This is a genomic window from Reella acinonychis (genome assembly GCF_052828705.1).
In genome coordinates this window covers 1,596,831-1,621,037 of the sequence record NZ_CM128256.1, presented here as the reverse complement: position 1 = coordinate 1,621,037, position 24,207 = coordinate 1,596,831, and the positions used below count along the sequence as shown (strand labels likewise).

At 37.4% G+C, this 24,207-nt stretch carries 20 protein-coding genes and 3 tRNA genes; 7 read left to right on the top strand and 16 right to left on the bottom strand.

The window, feature by feature from the left end:
- Window positions 1-29: 29 nt before the first annotated feature.
- The gene (locus ACUXZ4_RS07980) at window positions 30-1,985 is read right to left on the bottom strand and encodes a hypothetical protein (RefSeq protein WP_464972677.1); all 1,956 of its coding nucleotides are present in this window, start codon (window positions 1,983-1,985) and stop codon (window positions 30-32) included.
- Window positions 1,986-2,163: 178 nt separating this feature from the next.
- Between ACUXZ4_RS07980 and metF the strand changes: the two genes are divergently transcribed.
- Window positions 2,164-3,042 carry a methylenetetrahydrofolate reductase gene (gene metF / locus ACUXZ4_RS07975; protein ID WP_464972676.1) on the top strand — a complete coding sequence of 293 codons (879 nt, stop codon included), beginning with the start codon at window positions 2,164-2,166 and terminating at the stop codon, window positions 3,040-3,042.
- 85 nt (window positions 3,043-3,127) lie between these two features.
- Here the strand turns inward: metF and tyrS are convergent, their stop codons facing one another.
- Window positions 3,128-4,318 (bottom strand): tyrosine--tRNA ligase, encoded by a 1,191-nt coding sequence (gene tyrS, locus ACUXZ4_RS07970; protein WP_464972675.1) that lies wholly within the window; start codon window positions 4,316-4,318, stop codon window positions 3,128-3,130.
- 169 nt (window positions 4,319-4,487) lie between these two features.
- Here tyrS and ACUXZ4_RS07965 point away from each other — a divergent pair, with 169 nt between their 5' ends.
- The 5 genes from ACUXZ4_RS07965 (at window position 4,488) to aroG (ending at window position 9,782) form a co-directional block, all read left to right on the top strand.
- Entirely contained in the window at window positions 4,488-5,429 is a 942-nt protein-coding gene (locus ACUXZ4_RS07965) for a 2-hydroxyacid dehydrogenase (protein WP_464972674.1), read from the top strand.
- The gene (locus tag ACUXZ4_RS07960; RefSeq protein ID WP_464972673.1) at window positions 5,429-6,634 is read left to right on the top strand and encodes a lipoprotein-releasing ABC transporter permease subunit; all 1,206 of its coding nucleotides are present in this window, start codon (window positions 5,429-5,431) and stop codon (window positions 6,632-6,634) included. Before ACUXZ4_RS07965 ends, ACUXZ4_RS07960 begins: the two co-directional genes overlap by 1 nt.
- 26 nt (window positions 6,635-6,660) lie before the next feature.
- On the top strand, window positions 6,661-7,341 hold the full coding sequence (lolD, locus tag ACUXZ4_RS07955) for a lipoprotein-releasing ABC transporter ATP-binding protein LolD (protein ID WP_464972672.1): 681 nt from the start codon (window positions 6,661-6,663) through the stop codon (window positions 7,339-7,341).
- A gap of 2 nt (window positions 7,342-7,343) precedes the next feature.
- Window positions 7,344-8,579 carry a lipoprotein-releasing ABC transporter permease subunit LolE gene (gene lolE / locus ACUXZ4_RS07950; protein ID WP_464972671.1) on the top strand — a complete coding sequence of 412 codons (1,236 nt, stop codon included), beginning with the start codon at window positions 7,344-7,346 and terminating at the stop codon, window positions 8,577-8,579.
- Window positions 8,580-8,696: 117 nt separating this feature from the next.
- Complete coding sequence (aroG, locus tag ACUXZ4_RS07945) at window positions 8,697-9,782, top strand: 3-deoxy-7-phosphoheptulonate synthase AroG (protein WP_464972670.1); 1,086 nt, start codon at window positions 8,697-8,699, stop codon at window positions 9,780-9,782.
- A gap of 34 nt (window positions 9,783-9,816) precedes the next feature.
- Here the strand turns inward: aroG and ACUXZ4_RS07940 are convergent, their stop codons facing one another.
- The 7 genes from ACUXZ4_RS07940 to ACUXZ4_RS07910 form a co-directional block, all read right to left on the bottom strand.
- Window positions 9,817-10,587, bottom strand: a complete 771-nt coding sequence (locus ACUXZ4_RS07940) for a Nif3-like dinuclear metal center hexameric protein (RefSeq protein ID WP_464972669.1) — start codon at window positions 10,585-10,587, stop codon at window positions 9,817-9,819.
- Window positions 10,587-11,414, bottom strand: coding sequence for a metal ABC transporter permease (locus tag ACUXZ4_RS07935; RefSeq protein ID WP_464972668.1), 828 nt, complete (start codon window positions 11,412-11,414; stop codon window positions 10,587-10,589). The genes ACUXZ4_RS07940 and ACUXZ4_RS07935 overlap by 1 nt, the downstream gene beginning before the upstream one ends.
- Window positions 11,411-12,262 carry a metal ABC transporter permease gene (locus tag ACUXZ4_RS07930; RefSeq protein WP_464974019.1) on the bottom strand — a complete coding sequence of 284 codons (852 nt, stop codon included), beginning with the start codon at window positions 12,260-12,262 and terminating at the stop codon, window positions 11,411-11,413. The genes ACUXZ4_RS07935 and ACUXZ4_RS07930 overlap by 4 nt, the downstream gene beginning before the upstream one ends.
- Window positions 12,255-13,154 carry an ATP-binding cassette domain-containing protein gene (locus tag ACUXZ4_RS07925; protein WP_464972667.1) on the bottom strand — a complete coding sequence of 300 codons (900 nt, stop codon included), beginning with the start codon at window positions 13,152-13,154 and terminating at the stop codon, window positions 12,255-12,257. Before ACUXZ4_RS07925 ends, ACUXZ4_RS07930 begins: the two co-directional genes overlap by 8 nt.
- A gap of 1 nt (window position 13,155) precedes the next feature.
- Window positions 13,156-14,037, bottom strand: coding sequence for a metal ABC transporter substrate-binding protein (locus ACUXZ4_RS07920; RefSeq protein ID WP_464972666.1), 882 nt, complete (start codon window positions 14,035-14,037; stop codon window positions 13,156-13,158).
- Between the two features lie 79 nt (window positions 14,038-14,116).
- Window positions 14,117-14,446 carry a TusE/DsrC/DsvC family sulfur relay protein gene (locus ACUXZ4_RS07915; RefSeq protein WP_464972665.1) on the bottom strand — a complete coding sequence of 110 codons (330 nt, stop codon included), beginning with the start codon at window positions 14,444-14,446 and terminating at the stop codon, window positions 14,117-14,119.
- A gap of 83 nt (window positions 14,447-14,529) precedes the next feature.
- Window positions 14,530-15,201 carry a Bax inhibitor-1 family protein gene (locus tag ACUXZ4_RS07910; protein ID WP_464972664.1) on the bottom strand — a complete coding sequence of 224 codons (672 nt, stop codon included), beginning with the start codon at window positions 15,199-15,201 and terminating at the stop codon, window positions 14,530-14,532.
- A gap of 189 nt (window positions 15,202-15,390) precedes the next feature.
- On the opposite strand from ACUXZ4_RS07910, the gene ACUXZ4_RS07905 reads away from it, so the two are divergent.
- Window positions 15,391-15,480 (top strand) — tRNA-Ser (locus ACUXZ4_RS07905).
- A 203-nt stretch (window positions 15,481-15,683) separates the two neighbouring features.
- On the opposite strand, the gene ACUXZ4_RS07900 is transcribed toward ACUXZ4_RS07905, so the two are convergent.
- The 7 genes from ACUXZ4_RS07900 to ACUXZ4_RS07870 all read right to left on the bottom strand — a co-directional run bounded on the left by ACUXZ4_RS07900 (window position 15,684) and on the right by ACUXZ4_RS07870 (window position 23,942).
- Window positions 15,684-16,394: a hypothetical protein gene (locus tag ACUXZ4_RS07900; protein ID WP_464972663.1), complete on the bottom strand. Its 711-nt coding sequence runs from the start codon at window positions 16,392-16,394 to the stop codon at window positions 15,684-15,686.
- A 372-nt stretch (window positions 16,395-16,766) separates the two neighbouring features.
- Window positions 16,767-16,853: transfer RNA gene (locus tag ACUXZ4_RS07895), tRNA-Leu, on the bottom strand.
- A 15-nt stretch (window positions 16,854-16,868) separates the two neighbouring features.
- A tRNA-Gly gene (locus ACUXZ4_RS07890) sits at window positions 16,869-16,944 on the bottom strand.
- 138 nt (window positions 16,945-17,082) lie between these two features.
- Window positions 17,083-17,637 carry a CDP-diacylglycerol--glycerol-3-phosphate 3-phosphatidyltransferase gene (pgsA, locus tag ACUXZ4_RS07885; RefSeq protein WP_464972662.1) on the bottom strand — a complete coding sequence of 185 codons (555 nt, stop codon included), beginning with the start codon at window positions 17,635-17,637 and terminating at the stop codon, window positions 17,083-17,085.
- A gap of 143 nt (window positions 17,638-17,780) precedes the next feature.
- The gene (gene parC / locus ACUXZ4_RS07880; RefSeq protein ID WP_464972661.1) at window positions 17,781-20,021 is read right to left on the bottom strand and encodes a DNA topoisomerase IV subunit A; all 2,241 of its coding nucleotides are present in this window, start codon (window positions 20,019-20,021) and stop codon (window positions 17,781-17,783) included.
- Window positions 20,022-20,072: 51 nt separating this feature from the next.
- Entirely contained in the window at window positions 20,073-21,989 is a 1,917-nt protein-coding gene (gene parE, locus ACUXZ4_RS07875; protein WP_464972660.1) for a DNA topoisomerase IV subunit B, read from the bottom strand.
- A gap of 12 nt (window positions 21,990-22,001) precedes the next feature.
- Window positions 22,002-23,942: an ABC transporter ATP-binding protein gene (locus ACUXZ4_RS07870; protein WP_464972659.1), complete on the bottom strand. Its 1,941-nt coding sequence runs from the start codon at window positions 23,940-23,942 to the stop codon at window positions 22,002-22,004.
- Window positions 23,943-24,207 lie beyond the last annotated feature (265 nt).

Genomic DNA, 24,207 nt, shown 5'->3' with positions numbered 1-24,207 from the left:
AAATCTGTCCTTTAATTTTGGTTATTTAATTATTCCATACTTTTTTGAGTTTCCTCTGCTTTTATACTATTTTGCCAGATTTGGTTATTCTCATAGCGGAGTTCAAATTCATATTTATTATTTTGTTCATTTTTAATAAATAGTCCTTGTTGTATTGCTTGAGCAATTTGTTGCCAGAATAAGGTGTCTGGTTTATTTGGTTGGGTAAGTTCGGTTGATAGCGCGCCAGTAAGATTTAGTTTTAATGGACTATCTGAACCATAAAATACAGCGACAGGGTCAATAAATTTTCCATTGGTTGTTAAATCTAGTTTAAATTCAACGGGTGCAGGCCCCGTTGCTTTCGGGTAAGTATCAATTTCACTTGTTAAAACTGCATTATTAATTTCGCCACCTAGTTTTTGATACATCTTAATCGCTACATTAGCATATTCTTCTTCCCCTAAATGATAGAAGCAGAGTACAGAGTAGAAAGTGTTATTACAAATATAGCTTTGATAAAATTCATCATTACTGAGCCATGCAAAAGGTAATTTGAATTCACTTTGTTTAAAGTGCACTTGTTGATCTTCAACAATTAACTTACCAATTTTGATGTTTGAATCAATATTTAAACTGTCTTTTGTTGGTTTCTCTTGATAGTTTAATTGCAGATTTTCACCACTGATTTTGTTCTTTATTGCAAGTTTTTTTAGCGTTAATTGGCTTGTTAATTCCGTTTTATAGTTGCTCGCCATTTTCTTTAGGTCAGTTAAAAAAGCTTTGGTACTCTTTTTAGATTTATCTAATTCATTAATATTTGAAGGAGTATAACGAGCTAAAAATGCCAAGTTCTCACTTAAGTCTAGTTGTGAGAATTCACTTTTACCATTGAGATCAGTCAATGTGATTGCAGGTAAGTCATTACTATTTTTGTCTGAAATGCTTAACGTACCAATATTGGTTTCATATTGATGGACTACGTTATGTTTATCTTGGTTATTAAATGTCGTTGAAAAATCGGCTTTTTTGAATTCCAAGGCATTTTCTGGTGAAATAAAGGCCCCTATTGCAATTTTGCTTTCAAATTGTTGGTTATTAAACAGAATATCGGAAACATATTGTAGTAATTTATTGAAATCAAAATTCTCTGTTTCAAACTGTTTTAATTGTTCGATAAATGTGATGTGAGATGGCACACCAGTATGTTTAGTGGATAATGCAAAGTCCTGAAAGCGCGTTTTATCTTCATCAAATTTTGTTGCTTTATTTGAAAAATAAATGCCTGGTGTTTTAAAACTTTGAACTAAATCATAGCCGATGTCAGTGATTTTCTTATCAATTTTATATTGACCTTTAACAATACCAATATGAGTGTTGTCGCCGTCTAATAAATTAATATCCGTTTTCTTAATGGTTAAATCTGCTTTTACTAAATCATATAAGCTATCTTTAACAGGGCTTAGCAAAAATTCACCACTTAGTTCTTTTAGGTTTAACATTTTGTCATAGTTAAAGCCTGACAGTTGGGTTTGTAAAGCAATGGTTTGTTTGTTATTTGAGTAGGTTAACTCAGATTCAAGGGTTTGAGATTTATTAGTTCCATCACGAAATTCAGTGATCATACGAGAACTTAAATTATCACTAAATGCTAAAAATTGATTGATGATGGTGTTTTTATCAATAGTAATATTTAGCTGTTTATTCAGTGACTTGATGATTTCTGGTGTTAATTTTGATTCCGCATTAATCATAGCGGGAAGTGCGGTTAATTTTGTCTGAATAAAATCGGTTTTTTGACCATTGTGTTCAATACTAAAAGTCAGATCTCTGGTAATAAAATCGCGATTACTTTCACTAACGGAAATATGAAATTGATCTTTTAATTGATAAGGAAACTGGCTGAGGGTTTGATCAATTTTATAATTGGTGTAAAACTGACCTGCAGTGCCTAAGGCTAATGCGACAGCAGAGAAAGTTAATAGCGCTTTTCTTTTTTTACTCATGGATACGCCTATATAAAAAGGGAATGAATGGCAAAAGTATAACCAATTCAGTCATTAACTACAAATGGCTTATTATGAATTCAATTCATAATAAAATTGAAATATTTGAAATTGAAGTATGTTAGAATTTATTTTAATTTAGTATCCAACATATATACGGAGTTATTGGAGTTTAACAATGAGTTATGCAAAGCAAATCGATACACTAAACCAACATATTGCTGATTTAAATGGAAAAATTAATGTGTCTTTTGAGTTTTTCCCACCAAAAACAGAAAAAATGGAAGAAACATTATGGGCATCAATTCATCGTTTAAAACCATTAAATCCTAAGTTCGTTTCTGTTACCTATGGTGCAAATTCAGGGGAGCGCGATCGTACTCACAGCATTGTGAAAAGTATTAAGCAACAAACAGGATTAGAAGCTGCACCACATTTAACAGGCATTGATGCAACACCAGAACAATTACGTCAAATTGCTAAAGACTATTGGGATAGTGGTATTCGTCGCATTGTAGCTTTACGTGGTGATGAACCTGAAGGTTATGTGAAGAAACCATTTTATGCTTCTGACTTAGTGGAATTATTACGTGACGTGGCGGACTTTGATATTTCTGTTGCTGCTTATCCAGAAGTGCACCCTGAAGCTAAATCAGCTCAGGCGGATTTAATTAATCTAAAACGAAAAATTGATGCGGGAGCAAATCATGTGATTACCCAATTCTTTTTTGATGTAGAAAGCTATTTACGTTTCCGCGATCGTTGTGCAGCAATTGGTATTGATGCCGAAATCGTACCGGGCATTTTACCAGTGACCAATTTCAAACAATTACAAAAAATGGCGAAAGTGACTAATGTGAAAATTCCTACTTGGTTAGCGAAAATGTATGAAGGTTTGGATGATGATCAAACCACTCGTAATTTAGTCGCTTCGAGTGTAGCAATTGATATGGTGAGAGTGCTTGCAAGAGAAGGAGTGAACGATTTCCATTTTTATACCTTAAACCGTAGCGAGTTAACCTATGCCTTATGCCATACTTTAGGTGTTCGCCCTTAATTTTTTATTTCAAAAATAAAAAAGTGCGGTTAAAAACGTATAATTTTTTAACCGCACTTTTTAATTATATTAATTAAAGAAATTTTTATTTAATTGTTACTCTTGCGAATTTGCGTTTACCCACTTGATATACCGCAGTTGTACCAGCGCTGATAACTTGTTTGATATCAGATACTTGTTCGCCGTTAATACGTACGCCACCTTGTTGAGCTGAACGGATCGCTTCAGAAGTTGAAGGCACTAACCCCGCTTCTTTTAATAGATTTGCTAATCCAATTTCGCCTTCAAAAGTAAATTCGGGCATTTCATCTGGCATTGCACCTTTTTGGAAACGGTTAATAAATTCCTGTTCCGCCGCGTCTGCTGCAGCTTGGTCATGGAAACGCGCGATTAATTCTTTCGCTAACAGAATTTTGACATCGCGAGGGTTTTTACCATTTGCTACATCTTGTTTTAGCTGTTCAATTTCAGTTAATGGACGGAATGAAAGTAGGTTATACCAATCCCACATTAAATCATCGGAAATTGACATCACTTTACCAAACATATCATTTGGTGCTTCGGTGACACCAATGTAATTGCCTAATGATTTAGACATTTTTTTCTCGCCATCAAGACCTACTAATAATGGTAATGTAATAGCAACCTGTGGTTTTTGTCCTGATGATTTTTGTAATTCACGACCAACTAATAAATTGAATTTTTGGTCTGTACCACCTAATTCAACATCCGCTTCTAGAGCCACAGAATCATAGCCTTGTAGTAAAGGATAGATGAATTCATGGATTGCGATAGGTTGTTGATTTGTAAAACGTTTTTTGAAATCGTCACGTTCTAACATACGTGCTACGGTATAGTTTGACGCAAGACGAATCATCCCTTCTGTACCAAGTTCGCCTAACCAACTTGAGTTGAACACAATGCGTGTTTTTTGTGGATCAAGAATTTTGAAAATTTGTTCTTTGTAGGTTTCTGCATTGCGTAATACATCTTCGCGGCTTAATGGTGGACGAGTACTATTTTTACCTGATGGATCGCCAACCATACCTGTAAAATCACCAATTAAGAAAATTACTTCATGACCAAAATTTTGGAATTGGCGCAATTTATTTAAGACAACTGTATGACCTAAGTGAATATCTGGTGCGGTTGGGTCCGCGCCTAATTTAACTTTTAATGGACGGTTTTCTTTCAATTTCTCAATCAAATCTTGTTCAGAAAGAATTTCATCAACACCTCGCTTTAATTCGGCGAGAACGGTATTCATATCAGTCATTTTGCATTCCTATTTAATGTAAACATAAAGCTGTCATTATAGAGGATATAAATGAAATATAAAGTGCGGTCTGGTTTTTTTTCGTTTTATTTTAGTTTTATTTCGCTTATGCCTTTTTTTTGTTATGCTAGCTGCAATTTTATTTCCATATTTTCTAAAGGGGGCACAAATGAAAATAGTATTTCTTGATAGTACGGCATTACCAAAACACATTCCTATTCCACGCCCAAAATTTGCGCATGAATGGATTGAATATGAAGAAACGTCGCCACAACAATTATTAGAACGAGCGAAAGATGCAGATATTTTAATTACCAGCAAAGTGCTCATTAATCGTGAATCTATGCAACAATTGCCTAACTTAAAATTGATCGCAGTGACTGCAACTGGCACAAACAATATTGATTCGGTTGCAGCAAAAGAGTTGGGTATTGTCGTTAAAAATGTAACAGGTTATTCCTCTGTCACAGTGCCTGAGCAAGTGTTAGGTTTTATTTTTAATTTAAAACATAGTTTGCATTTATGGTATCGCGATCAGTTACAAGGCAAATGGGCAGATTGCTCTCAATTTTGCTATTTTGATCATCCAATTAAGGATGTGAGAGGTTCAACATTAGGGGTGATTGGTAAAGGCTGCCTTGGTGCAGAAGTAGGGCGTTTAGCCTCTGCCTTAGGTATGAATGTGCTTTATGCTGAACATCGTAATGCAACGAGTTGTCGAGAAGGTTACACCCCATTTTATGAAGTGTTAGCTCAATCTGATATTGTGACCTTGCATTGTACATTAACAGATGAAACCAATAATTTGATCAATAAAGAAACTTTAGCACATTTCAAAAAAGGGGCTTGTTTAATTAATACGGGACGTGGTCCTTTAGTAAACGAACAAGATTTATTAGATGCGTTAAAATCAGGGCATTTGGCGGGGGCTGCATTGGATGTGTTATCAAAAGAGCCACCTGAAAAAGACAATCCAATTGTGGTTGCAGCTAAAACCATGCCTAATTTACTTTTAACACCACATATCGCTTGGGCATCGGATCAAGCAGTAGAGATTTTGGTGGATAAAGTGCGGTTAAATTTAGAAACGTTTTTTGAAACAGGCAAATAATGAATTTAGGCATTTCTCTTTTTATTGCCTTACGTTACTGGCGAGCGAAAAGTGCGGATCGTTTCGGGCGATTAGTCACTAACCTCGCCAGTGCAGGTATTGTGCTAGGGGTTATGGCATTGATTATTGTGCTATCGGTGATGAATGGATTGGAAAATTATCAGAAAAGCAACGTGTTAGCTGATATTCCCCATGCTATTGTGATGAATAAAGATGGCTATTTTGCGGAAGATAATTGGCACAAACAATTACCTAATTTTAGACAATACCCATATGTGCAACAGGTTGTGCCAATCAACACGACGCAAGTGATTTTCCAAACCGCAAATGGTATTAGTGCTGGTCAAGTCATTGGCGTGCAACGGCCTACTGATGATCGTTTATTGAATTATCTGGATAATGAACAGCTGACACAATTATTACCGACGGGCGAATTTAAGTTGATTATTGGTGCACAGTTGGCTGAGCAATTAAAGGTACAAATTGGTGATAAAGTGCGGTTAATGTTGACGGAAAATAGCCAATATACACCATTTGGTCGAGTGCCGGCACAACGCTTATTTAAGGTAAGCGATATTTATTTGGCTTCATCAGAAGTGTCCAGCTATGTTGCTTTTGCGAATTTAGCAGATATTGGGCGGCTAATGCGTATTAAGCCAGAGAATGTTCAAGCAGTTCGTTTAAGTTTATCAGATCCGTTTAAAATTACCGAATTAAATCAAATTTTTCCTGAATCAGCATGGAAAATTGACGATTGGCGCAAGCAAAAAGGTGAATTTTTCCAAGCTGTTCGCATGGAAAAAAATATGATGGGATTGCTGATTAGCCTGATTATTGTGGTTGCAGTTTCCAATATCATTACTTCTTTAAGTTTAATGGTGGTGGATAAACAAGGTGAAATCGCCATTTTACAAACTCAAGGTTTAACCAAACGCCAAGTTGGGCGTATTTTTATTTTACAGGGTTTCTTTGTTGGATTAGTTGGCACCATAATTGGCTGCATTTTAGGGATTTTGATCACTTTAAATTTAAGCCAAATAGTTAATTTAATTAATCCAAATGGCATTTTCTTGCCAACAGAACTAAATGCAACGCAAATTTTGATTATTGTATTGTTTTCTCTTGGATTATCATTAATTTCAACGATTTATCCAGCCTATCGTGCAAGTCAAATTGAGCCTGCACAGGCACTACGTTATGAATAATCCCTATTTTTACAGTTAAAAAATATATGAATGAAATATTATTAAATTGCCAGAAAGTAAGTAAATTTTATCAAGAAGGCGATAAACAAACGCAAGTATTAAAAGAGGTTACTTTTTCTTTATATGAGAAAGAATTAGTGGCGATAGTCGGTTCTTCTGGCTCAGGGAAAAGTACGTTGCTACATACATTGGGTGGGCTTGATCAACCATCAAGTGGTGAAATTTTTATTAAAGGGCAATCATTGCAACAAGCGAGTCAAGACCAGCTAGCGAAATTACGCAATCAATACCTTGGTTTCGTGTATCAATTTCATCATTTAATGGCAGATTTCACCGCACTTGAGAATGTGTTAATGCCGATGTTGATTGCGAATAAAAACAAAACAGAAGCACAGGATAGAGCAGAAAAAATGTTAAGTGCGGTGGGATTATCTCACCGAATTTCCCATCGCCCTTCAGCTTTGTCTGGTGGTGAACGTCAGCGAGTGGCAATCGCTCGTGCTTTGGTTAATGATCCTGCTTTAGTGTTAGCTGATGAGCCAACCGGTAATCTTGATCGTAAAACAACAGAAAGTATTTTTGAGTTAATTCAACAACTTAATCAAGAACAGCACATTTCTTTCTTGCTCGTTACCCATGATTTACAATTAGCTGAAAAATTGCAACGCCGCATGATTATGCAAGATGGCGTATTGCGAGCGGAGTAATTATGAACACGCCTTTTTTTATTAGCTGGCGTTATCAACGCGCAAAACAGAAAAATCATTTAGTTTCCTTGATTTCTTTTTTCTCTACTTTAGGAATTGCTTTAGGTGTGGCTGTCCTGATTTTGGGATTAAGTGCAATGAACGGTTTTGAGCGTGAATTAAACCAACGTATTTTGGCAGTCGTTCCTCATGGCGAAATTGTGTCAGTGGATGGTCCTATTGATCAATCAAGCAAATTACAGAAATTATTAACCAGTAGTCCTCATATTCAATCGGTTTCTCCTTTTGTGCATTTTACCGCTTTAGTGGAAAATGGCAGCAAAATGAAAGTGGTACAGGTAAAAGGGATTGATAAAGCCGCACAAGATCAAGTTAGCTCATTAGGGCATTTCGTATTGGATAATCAATGGCAACAGTTTTCTGAACAAAGTGGTTTGGTTTTAGGCTATGGTATAGCCAAAGAATTGGACGTGAATGTCGGCGATTGGGTGACATTGCTTATTTCACAAAATAATGGCGAAGAAGTCGGACAACCAAATCGCGAGCGAATTCAAGTGAGTGGTATTTTACGTTTAGATGGCCAGCTTGATCATAGTTATGCTCTAATTCCAATCCATCAAGCGCAGCAATATCTGGGCTATAATGATCAGCAAGTGTCCGGTATAGAAATGAAAGTTGATACTCCTTTCAATATGAATAATCTTGATTTCTCCGCACTCTATGATTATCCGCAGCGACTTAATCTACAAACCTGGATGAGTAAATTTGGCTATATGTATCGTGATATTCAATTAATTCGAACAGTGATGTATATTGCGATGGTGTTAGTGATTGGTGTAGCTTGTTTTAATATTGTCTCAACATTGATTATGGCGGTAAAAGATAAAGCGAGCGATATAGCTATTATGCGAACGCTAGGGGCGAATAATGGTTTTATTAAGCGTATTTTTGTTTGGTATGGATTACAAGCTGGTATGAAAGGCTGTGTGATAGGAATTGCTTTAGGCATTATTTTAGCGCTAAATTTAACCGCACTTATTCAAGGTTTAGAGCAATTATTTGGTTGGAAATTATTATCTGATGGCATTTATTTTGTTGATTTCCTACCGAGCGAATTACATTGGCAAGATGTGCTTCTCGTATTAGTTGCAGCCTTATTGTTAAGCCTAGTAGCAAGTTGGTATCCTGCGAATCGGGCGGCTAAGTTAGATCCTGCTCAAGTATTAAGCAATCATTAAATGAAATAATTGTACTGTTTTACCAGTGCAAAAATATGTGTTAAATTAACCGCACTTTATAAGATTTGTGTGGTTCGTCTTTTGGATAACATCGGGAAGCAAAAAGAGAATTAATATATGACAAAGGCAAAAAGTAAAAATGAAATTCGTATCGCCAATGACGATACGCGTATTGAACGAATTGAACAGTTGTTGCCACCTGTTGCGCTATTAGAAAAATATCCAGCAAGTGAAGTGGCGATAAAAACGGTAAAGAATGCACGCCAGAAAGCGCATGACATTATTCATGGCGTGGATAATCGTTTGTTAGTAATTATTGGACCTTGTTCTATTCATGATCCAAATGCGGCGCTAGATTATGCTAAACGCTTGAAGGCATTGCGTGATAAATATAAGGACAACCTTGAAATTATTATGCGTGTTTATTTTGAAAAACCACGCACTACAGTAGGTTGGAAAGGTTTAATTAACGATCCTTATTTGGATGATACCTATGCATTAAACGACGGTTTACGTATTGCGCGTAAATTATTAGCAGATATTAATGATTTAGGTTTGCCAACTGCGGGGGAATTTCTTGATATGATTACACCGCAGTATTTGGCTGATTTTATGAGTTGGGGTGCTATCGGTGCGAGAACTACTGAATCGCAAGTTCATCGTGAATTAGCTTCAGGTTTATCTTGTCCAGTAGGATTTAAAAATGGCACAAATGGTGGAGTGAAAATTGCACTAGATGCTATTGGTGCTGCAGAAGCATCGCATTATTTTTTATCAGTGACTAAATTTGGTCATTCTGCCATTGTAGCAACAAAGGGTAACCAAGATTGCCATATTATTTTACGTGGTGGCGATAGTGCAACCAATTATGATGCAGAAAGTGTTGCCGAAGTTTGTCAACATATTGAGAAAACAGGGCGTATCGGTCATGTTATGGTGGATTTTAGCCATGCTAATAGCCATAAACAATTTAAACGTCAAATGGATGTGTGCCAGAATGTGTGTACTCAGTTATCTAATGGCTCAAAACAGATTTTTGGAGTGATGGTAGAAAGCCATCTGGTTGAAGGTCGTCAGGATCTTGTGGAAGGTAAAGAACTTGTTTATGGACAAAGTATCACTGATGCATGTATTGGCTGGGAAGATACCGAAAGTTTATTGCAACAACTTTCTGATGCAATTAAACAAAGAAATAATGATTAAAAAACAAAGCCTCATGAAAAATGAGGCTTTGTTGTTATGCAGGATTTGGGATATCAATAAATTCAATATCAAATTGATATTCGGTTTTTAACCATTCTCCTAACGCTTGAATACCACAACGTTCTGTCGCATGATGTCCACAAGCGAAATAATGAATACCTTGTTCTCGAGCGGAATGAGTAGTTTGTTCTGAAATTTCGCCACTGATGAAAGCATCACAGCCCTGTGAAGCTGCTAAATCAATATACCCTTGTCCGCCACCAGTACAAATGCCCACTTTTTGAATAAAGTGCGGTGCATTTTGCGAAAGTTCTGCCGCATTGCAAACGGTAGGTTCGCGACCTAATACATTGCCAATACGTTGCGTAAATTCCTCTAAAGAAATCGGTTGGGATAATTCGCCCCACATTGGAATACTAATACTGCTTTGTTCTAATGGTTGTAAGTTTTGGATACCAAGTAACTTCGCTAATTGTGCATTATTGCCTAATTCAGGATGAATATCTAAAGGCAAATGGTAAGCATATAAATTAATATCATTCACTAATAATTCTTTGATTCGTTTGCCTTTCATTCCTCGAATACAAGGATTTTCACTTTTCCAAAAATAACCATGATGAACCAATATTGCGTCAGCTTGTTGTTTGATCGCATAATCAATTAATGCTTGCGATGCAGTGACGCCAGTGACAATTTTGCGTACTTCCGATTTCCCTTCAACTTGCAATCCGTTAGGTGCATAGTCAGAAATCTCATGGATATTGAGTTTTTGATTGAGAAGCTGCTCGAGCTGAAAATTATTCATTATTTCACCGCACTTTTTAATTTTGAATAGAGTAATGCAAGTGCAAAGAATAATGCTTGTAATAAAATAATACAAGGGCCAATGTCTGCATTGATATGATAACTCAATATTGTGCCGAAGAAATTAGCTAAAACAGAACTGCATATTGCAATAATAATCATCCTTTCAAAACGTTTTGTGAGGAGATAAGCGGTAATGCCGGGTGATATTAACATGGCGACAACCAAAATGACCCCGACTACTTGCATCGCCGCAACGATGGTTAACGAAAGTAAAATGAGCAAACCATAATACAGTTTTTGTGGTGAAAGCCCGACAACTCTTGTATGGCTAGGATCGAAGCAGAAGAGTAATAAATCGCGATGTTTAAGTAAAATTGCTACAAAAACGATGCCAGAAATCACCGCAGTTTGTATAAAATCAGCTTGGCTGATGCCTAATAAATTACCAAATAAGATATGCATTAAATGATGTTCGGTTTCTATTTTAGTGAATAAAACCAAACCGAAAGCGAACATCCCTGAAAAGACAATACCCATAACAGTATCTTCTTTGATTCGGCTATTATTTTTGAGATAGCCCACGCTGAGCGCGCAAAATAAGCCTGAGAAGAATGCACCAATCATTAAGGGTAGATTAATGAGGTAAGCGATGATAATCCCAGGTAAAACCGCATGAGAAATGGCATCACCAATTAATGACCAGCCTTTTAATACTAAATAGCAAGAAAGCAGTGCACAAATAATGGATACAATAATAGCGGTTGTTAATGCTAATTGCATGAAAGGGTATTGGAATGGCTCAGTTATCCAATTCACTAAATTCATAAGTCCGCCTGTAATTTAACGCGTCTTTGCGCAATTAATCCATATTTTGGTGAGAAGATGAATGCCAAAATAAATAATAATGCTTGTAAACAAACGATAATACCGCCCGTTGCACCGTCTAAATAATAGCTTAAATAAGCACCAGTACTGCAAGTAAACATGCCTAAACAGACAGCTATTTTTATTAATGTACTGAATTTATCGGTGAGTAGATAAGCTGTTGCTCCAGGCGTAATGACCATGGCAATCACTAAAATGGCACCGACAGTTTGTAATGCAGCAACAATGCAAGCACTTAATAGGCTAAAAAAGAAAATTTTATATGTTTGTGGAGATAATCCCACTGAAATTGCCTGAATTTCGTCAAAGAAAACTAATAATAAGTTTTTCCACGAAAGAATGAGTAACAAGGCTGAAATCACAATAATAATCGCAATCTGAACAATATCTTCATCACTGATAGCAAGGATATTACCAAAAATAATGCTTTGCACGTCAACAGATGTGGGATTGAGTGAAACGATCAATAGACCCGCAGCAAAGAATGTGGTGAAAATGAAGCCAATAATGGCATCTTCTTTCAGTTGAGTGATAGATTTAACCCATAAAATAGAAAGTGCGGCTAAAATGCCTGAGAAAAAGGCGCCAACAATGTAGGGGAGAGAAAATAAGTAGGCAAGGGCAACACCCGGCACAACAGAGTGTGTCAGTGCATCACCGATTAATGACCAACCTTTGAGCATTAAATAGGTGGATAAGAACGCACAAATACCACCAACTGCAGTACTTACTAAGATGGCTTTTATCATATAATCATAAGTGAAGGGTTCCAATAATATGTCAAACATCATTAGTTCCTTTGCGTGTTAATGATAAATTTTTTGTGCTTGAGGTTGGTGGATCGATTTTACTTTGTCCATAGAATACGGCAGGACGCTCATCATCGGTTAGGACAGTCACCGCACGTTCATCTTCATCATTATGCAGTTCCATACCTGATAATTTGATATGACGTAATACCCCACCAAAAAGTTGCTCTAAATTATGTTGATTGAAGGTATTTATGGTTTCGCCTGAAGCTATGATTTTACGATTAATCATTACCACATGATCACAAAAATCAGGCACAGAACCTAAGTTGTGAGTGGAAACGAGAATAAGATGTCCTTGTTCTCTCAATTGGGTGAGCAATTCAATAATCGCGTTCTCTGTTTTTACATCAACGCCTGTAAAAGGTTCATCCAATAAAATAATTTTACTTTGTTGTGCTAAAGCGCGGGCAAGAAAAACACGTTTTTTCTGACCACCAGATAATTCGCCGATTTGACGTTCAGCTAAATGTTCAATATCCACACGCTGCATAGCTAATTGAACTTTTTCTTTATCAAGTGCGGTGGGAATTCGGAGAAAATTCATATAGCCATAGCGTCCCTGCATAACAACATCATATACAGAAACAGGGAATTGCCAATCCACATCTTCACTTTGTGGCACATAAGAAATCAGGTTTTGCTTAAGTGCTTTTTGAATAGGTAGATTACAGAGTGAGATTTTCCCTTGTTGCAAGCGAATTAATCCCATTAAACTTTTAAATAGCGTTGATTTTCCGCCACCGTTGACGCCAAGTAAGGCACAAATCATACCGCCTTTGAGATGAAAAGAAACATCTTCAATTGCGGTATGACCATTGTTATACCTTACAGTCGCATTCTCAACTTGAATTGCAGCTGTATGTGTCATGTTATTGTTCAAATCCTTTTACAACAGTAGAAACAGTTGTATTTAATAAATCAATGTAGGTTGGAACTGGGCCGTCTTGTGTCGATAATGAGTCAACATAAAGTACGCCACCGTATTTTGTACCTGTTTCTTTCGCTACTTGCATCATTGGTTTTGGAGAAATGGTGCTTTCACTAAATACCACAGGAATTTTATTCTTTTTAACCGCATCAATGACTTTTTTCACTTGTTTAGGTGTACCTTGTTGTTCAGCGTTCACTGCCCATAAATAAAGTTCATTGAGGTTATAATCTTTTGCTAGGTAGCTGAATGCACCTTCACTTGTTACTAACCAACGTTTATTTTCTGGTAACTGATTTAATTTTTCACGTAATGGTGCATCTAATGCTTTGATTTTTTCAGCATAAACTGCGGCATTTTTTGTGTAAGTTTCTGCATTGCTTGGATCATATTTAATAAAAGCATTTTTGATATTCTCAATATAAATTAATGCATTAGATGTTGACATCCAAGCGTGAGGATTTGGTTTACCTTTATATTCGCCTTCATAAATCGAAATAGGGGTAATACCTTCACTCACTGTTACAGAAGGTACATTCTTCATACTTTGGAAGAATTTTTCAAACCAAAGTTCAAGATTTAGTCCATTCCATAAAATAAGATCGGCAGATTGCGCTTTTACTAAATCCTGTGGTGTTGGCTGATATTCATGAATTTCCGCACCAGGTTTGGTAATGGAATGGACTTCAGCCGCATCGCCAGCCACATTTTGAGCAATGTCTTGAATAATAGTAAAAGTTGTGACGACTTTAAATTTAGCATAGCTTGGTGTCGCTGTAAAACTTAATAATGAAAATAAAATAAGATAGAGTGATTTTTTCATAGACTTTCCTTAATAGTCAATAAAACCATATAAATAGTAAGTCAAATATCATTAGTTGTCAAGTGATAATTATTATTATTTACAAGCATTTTGCAGGTTTGGGTAATCCTGCGAGTTTTGTAGCCTGTTTTGCGGGGCCATCAGGGAATAATCGTTGCAAATATCGGCTATTTCCTTTATCTGCATCGAGTTTCTCTGCCATTGCTTTCACTAACATTCTAATTGCTGGCGAAGTATTATATTCTTTGTAGAATTGACGAACGAAGTAAATGACTTCCCAATGCGCTTCTGTTAAATGGATATTCTCTTGTTCTGCAATAGCCAAAGCAATTTCTTCATTCCATTGATTTGAATCTAGAAGATAGCCAAAAGCGTCGGTTTCGATAACCACATTATTAATTTCAAGCATAGGTAAATTTTTCTAAATTGAATGTGGGACAAGTATAACAAAAAACGCCCCATTAGGGGCGTTCTTTACAGAGAATGGGCTATTTAGTCATCACCACGGAATAAACCAAGGATATTCAACAAGCTAATAAATAAGTTGTAGATAGATACAAACAAGCTGACTGTTGCACGAATATAGTTGGTTTCACCATTGTGAATAATATTGCTGGTTTCAAATAGAATACCTGCTGCAGAGAAGATCACAAATAATGCGCTCATTGCGATGTGAATTGCTGGCATGTTTAAGAAGATGTTTGCGATCATACCCACTAATAACACGATAAACAGTGCGAATAGCATACCAGAAAGGAAAGACATATCCTTTTTAGTGGTTAATACATAAGCTGAACAAGCGAAGAATACCGCAGCTGTTCCGCCTAATGCCAACACAACAGTATCACTTAAGCCTGCACCAACATATAGATTAAGAATTGGACCAACGGTATAACCTAAAAATCCTGTAAAAGCGAATACCGCTAAAATACCTGCTGCACTATTAGCTAATGCATTTGTTAAAAAGAGTAAGCCATAGAAACCCACTAACATCACAATAATATTTGGACGCGGCAAGTTCAATGACATTGAAATATAAGCCACAATAGCAGAGAACGCTAAGGTTAAACCCAATAAGAAATAAGTATTACGTAATACTTTATGGGTTTGCAGTAGTGAAGTCGAATGTTCACGAGAGTCGAAAACAATACGAGATTGTTGCATAGTTTTTCCTTCTATTTAAATGAAAACATTATGGTTAAATATATGTTAAATTAATGGAAAGTCAAAGTATTTTTAACTAATTTGTATTTATAATAAGCAACTTGGGCGAAATATCGTCTTCCAATTGTAAATAGTGAGAATCTAGTTTACTCAATATAAAAACTATATTATATTTAACCGCACTTATCCGGAGGAATGGTCGAGTGGTTGAAGGCACCGGTCTTGAAAACCGGCGAGGGTTTACGCCCTCCGTGAGTTCGAATCTCACTTCCTCCGCCATCAAATTTTTAAGCCGTAAGTTTCCATTTGAAAATGGGGCAATTTACGGCTTTTTAGTACTTTTAAATACCCCGTCTAATTTTTCATTTGCATTATCGTAGGGCTTTATATTGTCATTTATTTAATAACCAATAAAAAACGAACTTCTTTTGAGAAGTTCGTTTTTCATCAAGCAATTAATCCGTTGTTGATTTTAGTTATGGCTATCTATCTGGATTCTCAACTGCAGGTGGTTCTTCATCATCTTCCCCTACCTGCTGATCTCCTGAACCACCACATGCACCGCAAGGTTCTCCTGCCGTATTTCCTCCTGTGCCAGGTTGTTCAGTGCCAGGTTGTTCAGTGCCAGGTTGTTCAGTGCCAGGTTGTTCAGTGCCAGGTTGTTCAGTGCCAGGTTGTTCAGTGCCAGGTTGTTCAGTGCCAGGTTGTTCAGTGCCAGGTTGTTCAGTACCAGGTTGTGTCGCAATATCTCCCCCTGTAGCGCCTCCTGTAGCACTGCCGCCCCCATCATTACCACCATCTTCGGTAGTCGTGCCTTGGTTTTCAGTTGGGGTGTTACTAGCCCCATCATTACCACCACCTTCGGTAGTCGTGCCTTGGTTTTCAGTTGGGGTGTCACTAGCCCCATCATTACCACTTACTTCGGTAGTAGTGCCTTGGTTTTCAGTTGGGGTGTTACTAGCCCCATCATTACCACTTACTTCGGTAGTAGTGCCTTGACTTTCTGTTGGAGTATTTGTAGGATTATTACCTCCATCATTACCACCTACGGTAGTAACTTGGTTTTCAGTTGGAGTGGTCGTAGTATTTCCATTTCCTATATCTGTATTTGGTGTATTAGTAGGGGTGGTATTGATATTCACTCCTAATAATCCTGTAGAACTATCTTGATCATTTTTATACCAATCGCTCACACATTCGCCACCATGTCTGTGCTTATATTCTTCTGTGTTTTTAAAACGGTAGTCATCACAATCATCACGATGTTTTGTTGGTGTTTGGCAAGCGACTAAGAAAGCCGAAACCGCAACAGCTAATGTTGTTTTTACTAAATATTTTATTGTTTATCCTCAATAAAAAATAATCTACTTTGTGTAGATCTAAACTACATAGGTTAAATTTAGTACAGCGGATGGATTTTAAATGATATAAACCCAAATGAAAAGTGCTTTATTGTAAAAAAATGTAAAGAAATGCTCAAGAGTGGAAGATGTATTGCTAATTGTTTTAGACATAAAAAAGCCGCTTAAAGCGACTATCTTATTGATTTGATTATGTGTTTTAAATGGTGCCCGAGGCCAGACTTGAACTGGCACGCCTCGAAAGGCGAGGGATTTTAAATCCCTTGCGTCTACCGATTCCGCCACTCGGGCACAACGCATTTAAAATGGAGCGGGAAACGAGGCTCGAACTCGCGACCCCGACCTTGGCAAGGTCGTGCTCTACCAACTGAGCTATTCCCGCATTGTTTACAGCAACGCTGTCAACGGATGTGCATTTTACGGATTTAATAACGTTAGTCAAATATTATTTTAATAAAAAAAGTTAAGCGTTTAAAAATAAGTCGATTTGCTAGCTTTGTAAGCAAAGTGCGGTGTTTTTTTACAAAGTTTCATCCAATAATGGACCTTTGGCGGCTTTTAAATATTGCATCATTGACCAAATCGTTAAAATTGCTGCTATGTAGAGTAGGATAATCGCAGCTGTTTCCATTAAACTGTTATAACGCCATAAAAGTCCACCAAGAGCAAACATTTGCGCAGTTGTTTTTACCTTACCAACCCAAGAAACTGCGACTTTTGTGCGGCTGCCCAATTCCGCCATCCATTCACGCAAGGCAGAAATAATAATTTCGCGTGCGATCATAATAATAGCAGGAATGGTGATCCAAAAAGCGTGATAATATTCCACCACAAGCACGAGGGCGACAGCCACAATCACTTTATCTGCAACGGGATCTAAAAATGCGCCAAAAGGAGTGGTTTGTTTTAATTTTCTAGCTAAATAGCCATCAAACCAATCTGTTACAGAAGCGATAAAAAAAATCGCGGTGGCAGCAAAAGGCGACCAACTGACAGGCAGATAAAAAGCAATAATAAAGAATGGAATTAATACCACTCGGAACAGCGTAAGAAAGATTGGTAGATTTAGTTTCATAAAACGAGAAATGAATAAAGAATATGCGTTATTTTAAAATATATTCGGACATTTGGGAACGTGAAAAATGCATATTCTGTGATTTTCCTAATAAAATTATGGGTAATAAAAAAGCTAGGTGTTATTCCTAGCTTTTATTTCATTTATTCCACAATTTCAATTTTCACACCACTATGTAAACCGCGTGGTAGAGAAGAACCTTTACGACCTCGTTCTGCGCGGAATTTTTGCAGTTCATCGGTTTTTAAGGTGATTTTACGTTTTCCTGAATGGAAGACCAAATGTGCATTTTCGTTTATCAAGAATAAGTTAACGATATAATCAGTGCGTGCTTTGGCTTCTGTAGCTGAAATATTGATGATCTTATTGCCTTTCCCTTTGCTTAAACTTGGCAAATCTTGCACAGGGAACATGAGCATACGCCCAGCTTGTGTTAATGCGACCAAAAGCGCGGTGGAATTTTGGATAGTTTTAGGCGGTAGTACCTGTGCATTATCTGGCAAGCTTATCAAGGCTTTACCCGCTTTATTGCGAGAGATTAAATCTTCAAATTTACAAATAAAACCATAGCCAGCATCGGATGCCATCAGCAAGCTTTGATCTTCATTTTCCATTAATACATGTTCAATAGTGGCGCCAGCTGGTAAGTTCAGTTTGCCGGTTAATGGTTCGCCTTGTGAACGAGCAGAAGGCAGACTTAATGGCTCTAAGGCATAGCTTCGTCCTGTGCTGTCAATAAAGACGACTGCTTGATTACTTTTCCCATAAGCATGTGCTTTGTAGCTATCGCCAGCTTTATAGCTTAAACCTTGCACATCAATATCATGACCTTTGGCGCAGCGAACCCAACCCATTTTAGACAGAATAACGGTAACAGGTTCTGCTGGCAGCATTTCTGTTTCAGAAATGGCTTTGGCTTCTGCACGTTCCACTAATGGTGATCGTCTTGGGCTTGCATAGGTTTTAGCATCTTGCTGGATTTCTTTTTTTATTAGCGTATTTAAACGTCGTTCAGAATTGAGTAAAGCTTCTAGTGTTTGACGTTCTTCTTCTAATTTAGCTTGTTCTGCTTGTAATTCATGTTCTTCTAATTTTGCGAGATGGCGTAAACGTAAATTTAAAATAGCTTCAGCTTGTTCATCACTCAGATTAAAACGAGCCATTAATACTGCTTTCGGTTCATCCTCATTGCGAATAATGTCGATGACTTCATCAATATTCAGAAAAGCAATCATTAAGCCAGCTAAAATATGTAAGCGAGATAATACCTTATCTAAACGGTAATTCAGGCGTCGTGTCACTGTTGTGCGACGGAATTGCAACCATTCATTGAGAATTTGCAATAAGTTTTTTACAGCGGGTTTATGATCAAGCCCGATCATATTCATATTTACACGATAGCTTTTTTCTAAATCGGTGGTGGCAAATAAATGTGCCATTAAGGCATCCACATCAACACGATTTGAACGAGGCACAATCACTAAGCGAACTGGATTATCTTGATCGGCTTCATCTCGGACATCTTCTACCATTGGCAATTTTTTCGCAGTCATTTGATCTGCGATTTGTGTCATAATTTTGCTTGGTGAAGCCTGATGAGGAACAGCGCTAATAATAATTTCGCCATCTTCTTTTTTCCAAATCGCGCGCATTTTGATTGAGCCGCGACCTTGTTCATAAATTTTACGAATATCCGCTTTTGGCGTAATAATCTCGGCTTCTGTTGGATAATCAGGACCTTGCACAACAGTTAGAATATCGTCCAAGCTGGCTTGTGGATTATCTAACAACATCACTGCTGCATCGGCGATTTCATTAATATTATGAGGTGGAATGTCCGTTGCCATACCAACAGCAATCCCAGTGGTGCTATTTAATAAGATATGCGGTAGGCGAGCAGGCAGATATTGCGGCTCTTCGATTGTGCCGTCAAAGTTAGGTTGATAATCCACCGTTCCTTGCCCTAATTCACTTAACAAAATCTCGGCAATTTTGGATAAGCGAGATTCCGTATAACGCATAGCTGCAAAGGATTTTGGATTGTCCGGATCGCCCCAGTTACCTTGACCATCGACCAACGGATAGCGATAAGAGAAAGGTTGTGCCATTAATACCATAGCTTCATAGCAAGCAGAATCGCCATGAGGATGAAATTTACCTAACACATCCCCCACTGTGCGCGCAGATTTTTTGTATTTTGCTGCTGCATTGAGTCCCAGTTCGGACATAGCATAAATGATACGTCGCTGTACGGGTTTCAAACCATCGCCAATAAAAGGCAACGCACGATCCATAATTACATACATGGAATAGTTGAGGTAAGCCTTTTCACTAAAGGTGCCAATCGGCATTTGTTCAATGCCTTCGTAGTTAATTGTACTCATTTTTCTGTTTGTTTATTGAATTTAAAATAATGTTGGATGAGATATAACAAGTTAAACGGAGAGTTCAACTAAATCACCATTTGTTTGTAACCAATTTTTACGATCTTCTGCTCGTTTTTTGTTTAATAACATATCCATGAGTTCAAAAGTCGCATTTTCTTCTTCATTTTCCACCGCACTTTCTTCTGGTGTTTCATAAGTAAGTTGCACTAAACGACGAGTATTTGGATCCATGGTGGTTTCTCGCAACTGGCTTGGATTCATTTCACCTAACCCTTTGAAGCGTTGAACATTTGCTGTACCACGTTTATGTTTTAAACGATCTAAAACAGCTTCTTTTTCACTTTCATCTAAGGCGTAATAAATTTCTTTTCCTAAATCAATACGATAGAGTGGTGGCATTGCTACATAAACATGTCCATTTTGGACTAATTTAGGGAAGTGTCGCAAAAATAATGCGCAGAGTAGTGTGGCAATATGTAAACCATCACTATCCGCATCGGCAAGAATACAAACTTTCCCGTAGCGGAGCTGGCTTAAGTCATCGCTATTGGGATCAATACCTAAAGCAACTGCAATATTGTGGGCTTCTTCAGAAGCAAGTACGCGATCTGATGATTCTTCCCAAGTGTTTAGAATTTTACCACGCAAAGGCAGAATTGCTTGGTATTCGCGATTGCGTGCTTGTTTGGCAGAACCGCCAGCGGAATCGCCTTCCACTAAAAACAATTCTGTTTTGTCTAAATCTTGTGAGCTACAATCAGCTAATTTACCAGGAAGTGCAGGACCGCTCACTAATTTCTTACGCACGACTTTTTTCGCTGCATTGAGACGACGTTGTGCGGAATTAATCGCCATTTCAGCTAATAATTTCGCTTGTTCAATATGTTGATTGAGCCACAAGCTAAACGCGTCTTTTAAAACGCCGCTAATAAAGACCGCACTTTGACGTGAAGACAAGCGCTCTTTGGTTTGGCCTGCAAATTGTGGATCTTGCATTTTAAAAGAAAGAACGTAGGCGCAACGATCCCAAAGATCATCTGCAGTAAGTTTAACATTGCGAGGCAATAGATTATGAAATTCACAAAATTCACGCATTGCATCCAGTAAGCCTTGTCTTAATCCATTGACGTGGGTACCGCCTTGAATGGTAGGGATGAGGTTTACATAGCTTTCACCTAATAATTCACCACCTTCTGGTAGCCATAATAATGCCCAGTCAACCGCCTCCGTATTGCCGCTAAATTGTCCGACAAAAGGTTTTTCTGGCAAGGTTGCGAAACCATTTACTGCTTCACTTAAATAATCAGCTAAGCCATCTTGATATAACCAAATATCTTCGGTGCCATTGATTTTATCAATAAATTTAATTTCTAAGCCTGAACAAAGGACGGCTTTTGCACGCAATAAATGGCGTAAACGGCTGACAGAAAATTTATCACTATCAAAATATTTTGCATTCGGCTTGAAATGTACAGTGGTACCTGTTGTGCGGCGACCACAAGAACCAATAACTTCTAATTCTTTGACTTTTTTACCATTTTCAAAGGCGATATGATGTACATTGCCATCACGTTTTACAGTGACATCAACGCGTTCAGAAAGAGCATTAACTACAGAAATACCTACGCCATGTAAACCACCGGAAAAAGCATAATTTTTATTTGAGAATTTCCCGCCTGCATGTAACTTGGTCATAATGACTTCTATACCAGACACTTTTTCCACCGGATGAATATCCACTGGCATGCCTCGACCATTATCAATGACTTCAAGAGATTGATCTTTGTGTAAAATGACTTCGATTTTACTAGCGTATCCAGCTAAGGCTTCATCGACACTGTTATCAATAACCTCTTGTCCCAAGTGGTTTGGACGAGTCGTATCTGTGTACATGCCTGGACGGGTTTGTACAGGCTCAAGATCTTTTAATACAGTAATTTCCTGTGCGGAATAATTGGTTGACATAATGGTTATTTCTCAACTATTAATGTTTTTCTTTTCTTCTAATTCTTCCCAACGCAAAAAGGCAGCTTCAAGCTCTGCTTCTGTATCTGCAAGGGTTTGCAATTGTTTTGCCGTATAGTCGTGAGGTTGTTGGAAAAAGGCAGGATCACTCATTTCGGTTTGAAGTGCGGTGATTTTTTGCTCTAATTCTTCCAATAATTGTGGTAGCTGTTCAAGTTCTCGTTGTTCTTTATATGAGAGTTTTACCGTTTTATTTTTGTTAGGTGTAGAAACTTGCGGATTTTTTACCGCACTTTCAGCATTCGACGAGGCTTTTTTCTGTTTTTCTTGTTCTAGCGCAGCTTTTTGTGCAAATACATTGGCTTGTTGCTGTTTCGCATCAAAAAATCCGCCAACATATTTATTTAGTACGCCATTTCCTTCAAAAATATAACATTCTGTGGCGATATTATCGATAAATTGACGGTCGTGGCTAACAACAATTAAGGTACCTTGATAATCAGATAAAATTTCTTCTAATAATTCAAGGGTTTCAATATCAAGATCATTCGTTGGTTCATCCAAAATCAATAGATTGTTGGGTTTGAGCAACAATTTTGCCAATAATAAACGATTTCGTTCGCCACCAGATAGAGCTTTAACTGGGGTCATTGCACGTTTCGGTGGAAATAAGAAATCTTGTAAGTAGCCTAGAACATGGCGTTTAACACCATTTACTTCAATATCTTGTTTACCATCCGCTACATTATCCATGACGGTTTTTTCGGGATCTAAATCAATGCGATATTGATCAAAATAGGCAATCTCTAATTTTGTACCACAACGAATTGATCCAGAAGTGGCTTGTAATTGATCAAGCAATAATTTGATAAAAGTGGTTTTGCCACAACCATTTGGACCGACTAAAGCAATTTTGTCGCCACGCAGAATGGTTGTGCTAAAATTCGTTAATAATTTTTTACCCTCTATTTCATAGCTGGCATTTTCCATTTCGAATACAATTTTGCCTGAACGACTTGAATTATCCAGCTGTAACTTGGCAGTCCCCATCACTTCTCGGCGTTGGCGGCGTTCTTCTCGTAAGGCTTTTAGGGCTCTTACGCGACCTTCATTTCTAGTACGACGGGCTTTGATACCTTGACGAATCCAAACTTCTTCTTGTGCCAGTTTTTTATCAAATAATTCATTTTGTAACGCTTCAACACGTAGGTTTTCTTCTTTGGTGCTGAGATAGGTATCGTAATTTCCTGAATAAGAAACAAGCTGACCGCGATCTAAATCAACAATGCGCGTTGCCATTTTACGAATAAATGAGCGGTCGTGCGAAATAAAGACAATGCTACCCGTAAAGTTGAGTAAAAAATCTTCTAGCCATTCAATCGCATCAACATCTAAATGGTTGGTTGGTTCATCTAAGAGTAAAATATCCGGATTGCATACCAAAGCGCGCGCTAATGCGGCTTTGCGTTGCCAACCACCAGATAAGTCGGATAATAATGTGTTGGGATTGAGTTCTAATTTAATTAAAACTTCTTTGATTTTATTTTCAAATTGCCAGCCGTTAGCATGCTCAAGTTGGCTTTGAACTTGTGATAATTGGTTAAGTAGGCTATCAGAATAATCATTTTCTAGTTGAGTAGAAATATGATGATATTTTTTTAATAAATCTGCTAAGTGACCAATTCCTTCTGCCACATAGTCAAACACATTGCCTTTAGCATTACGAGGCGGATCTTGCTCTAAACGAGAAATCACTAAATCTTGGCTGAATTGCAACTTGCCATCATCTAAAGGCATTTCTCCAGATAAAATTTTGAGTAATGTGGATTTACCTGCGCCGTTACGCCCCACTAAACAGACGCGTTCATTGGGTTCAATATGTAATTCTGTGTGATCTAATAAGGGATGATCGCTAAAGGAAAGATAACCGTTGGTTAAACTAATTAATGCCATGTTTTATTTAATGTTATTGCATAAAATGCGGTGATTTTATCAGATTTATCCCTTTTTTTATAGAATAAACTCTTTTTTAGCAATAAAGTGCGGTGCATTTTTGCGAAGTTTTATAATGCTTAAAAAAAAATGCAACCCGAGGGTTGCATTTTCATTAGTAGGTTTAGGATATTATGAATAAAATTTTCACTTAACTTTGGAATCATAACTAAGTGAAGTATCAAAAGCATTAGGGACGCTTAAGATGGATGCAATATACCATTTT

Excerpts from the sequence above, each read along its gene's own strand:
- ACUXZ4_RS07980 (WP_464972677.1), bottom strand. The coding sequence starts at position 1,985 with ATGAGTAAAAAAAGAAAAGCGCTATTAACTTTCTCTGCTGTCGCATTA.
- aroG (WP_464972670.1), top strand. The coding sequence starts at position 8,697 with ATGACAAAGGCAAAAAGTAAAAATGAAATTCGTATCGCCAATGACGAT.
- ACUXZ4_RS07935 (WP_464972668.1), bottom strand. The coding sequence starts at position 11,414 with ATGAATTTAGTGAATTGGATAACTGAGCCATTCCAATACCCTTTCATG.
- ACUXZ4_RS07915 (WP_464972665.1), bottom strand. The coding sequence starts at position 14,446 with ATGCTTGAAATTAATAATGTGGTTATCGAAACCGACGCTTTTGGCTAT.
- parE (WP_464972660.1), bottom strand. The coding sequence starts at position 21,989 with ATGTCAACCAATTATTCCGCACAGGAAATTACTGTATTAAAAGATCTT.
- ACUXZ4_RS07940 (WP_464972669.1), bottom strand. The coding sequence starts at position 10,587 with ATGAATAATTTTCAGCTCGAGCAGCTTCTCAATCAAAAACTCAATATC.
- lolD (WP_464972672.1), top strand. The coding sequence starts at position 6,661 with ATGAATGAAATATTATTAAATTGCCAGAAAGTAAGTAAATTTTATCAA.
- ACUXZ4_RS07965 (WP_464972674.1), top strand. The coding sequence starts at position 4,488 with ATGAAAATAGTATTTCTTGATAGTACGGCATTACCAAAACACATTCCT.
- metF (WP_464972676.1), top strand. The coding sequence starts at position 2,164 with ATGAGTTATGCAAAGCAAATCGATACACTAAACCAACATATTGCTGAT.
- ACUXZ4_RS07960 (WP_464972673.1), top strand. The coding sequence starts at position 5,429 with ATGAATTTAGGCATTTCTCTTTTTATTGCCTTACGTTACTGGCGAGCG.
- parC (WP_464972661.1), bottom strand. The coding sequence starts at position 20,021 with ATGAGTACAATTAACTACGAAGGCATTGAACAAATGCCGATTGGCACC.
- tyrS (WP_464972675.1), bottom strand. The coding sequence starts at position 4,318 with ATGACTGATATGAATACCGTTCTCGCCGAATTAAAGCGAGGTGTTGAT.
- pgsA (WP_464972662.1), bottom strand. The coding sequence starts at position 17,637 with ATGAAACTAAATCTACCAATCTTTCTTACGCTGTTCCGAGTGGTATTA.
- ACUXZ4_RS07870 (WP_464972659.1), bottom strand. The coding sequence starts at position 23,942 with ATGGCATTAATTAGTTTAACCAACGGTTATCTTTCCTTTAGCGATCAT.
- lolE (WP_464972671.1), top strand. The coding sequence starts at position 7,344 with ATGAACACGCCTTTTTTTATTAGCTGGCGTTATCAACGCGCAAAACAG.
- ACUXZ4_RS07930 (WP_464974019.1), bottom strand. The coding sequence starts at position 12,262 with ATGTTTGACATATTATTGGAACCCTTCACTTATGATTATATGATAAAA.
- ACUXZ4_RS07920 (WP_464972666.1), bottom strand. The coding sequence starts at position 14,037 with ATGAAAAAATCACTCTATCTTATTTTATTTTCATTATTAAGTTTTACA.
- ACUXZ4_RS07910 (WP_464972664.1), bottom strand. The coding sequence starts at position 15,201 with ATGCAACAATCTCGTATTGTTTTCGACTCTCGTGAACATTCGACTTCA.
- ACUXZ4_RS07925 (WP_464972667.1), bottom strand. The coding sequence starts at position 13,154 with ATGACACATACAGCTGCAATTCAAGTTGAGAATGCGACTGTAAGGTAT.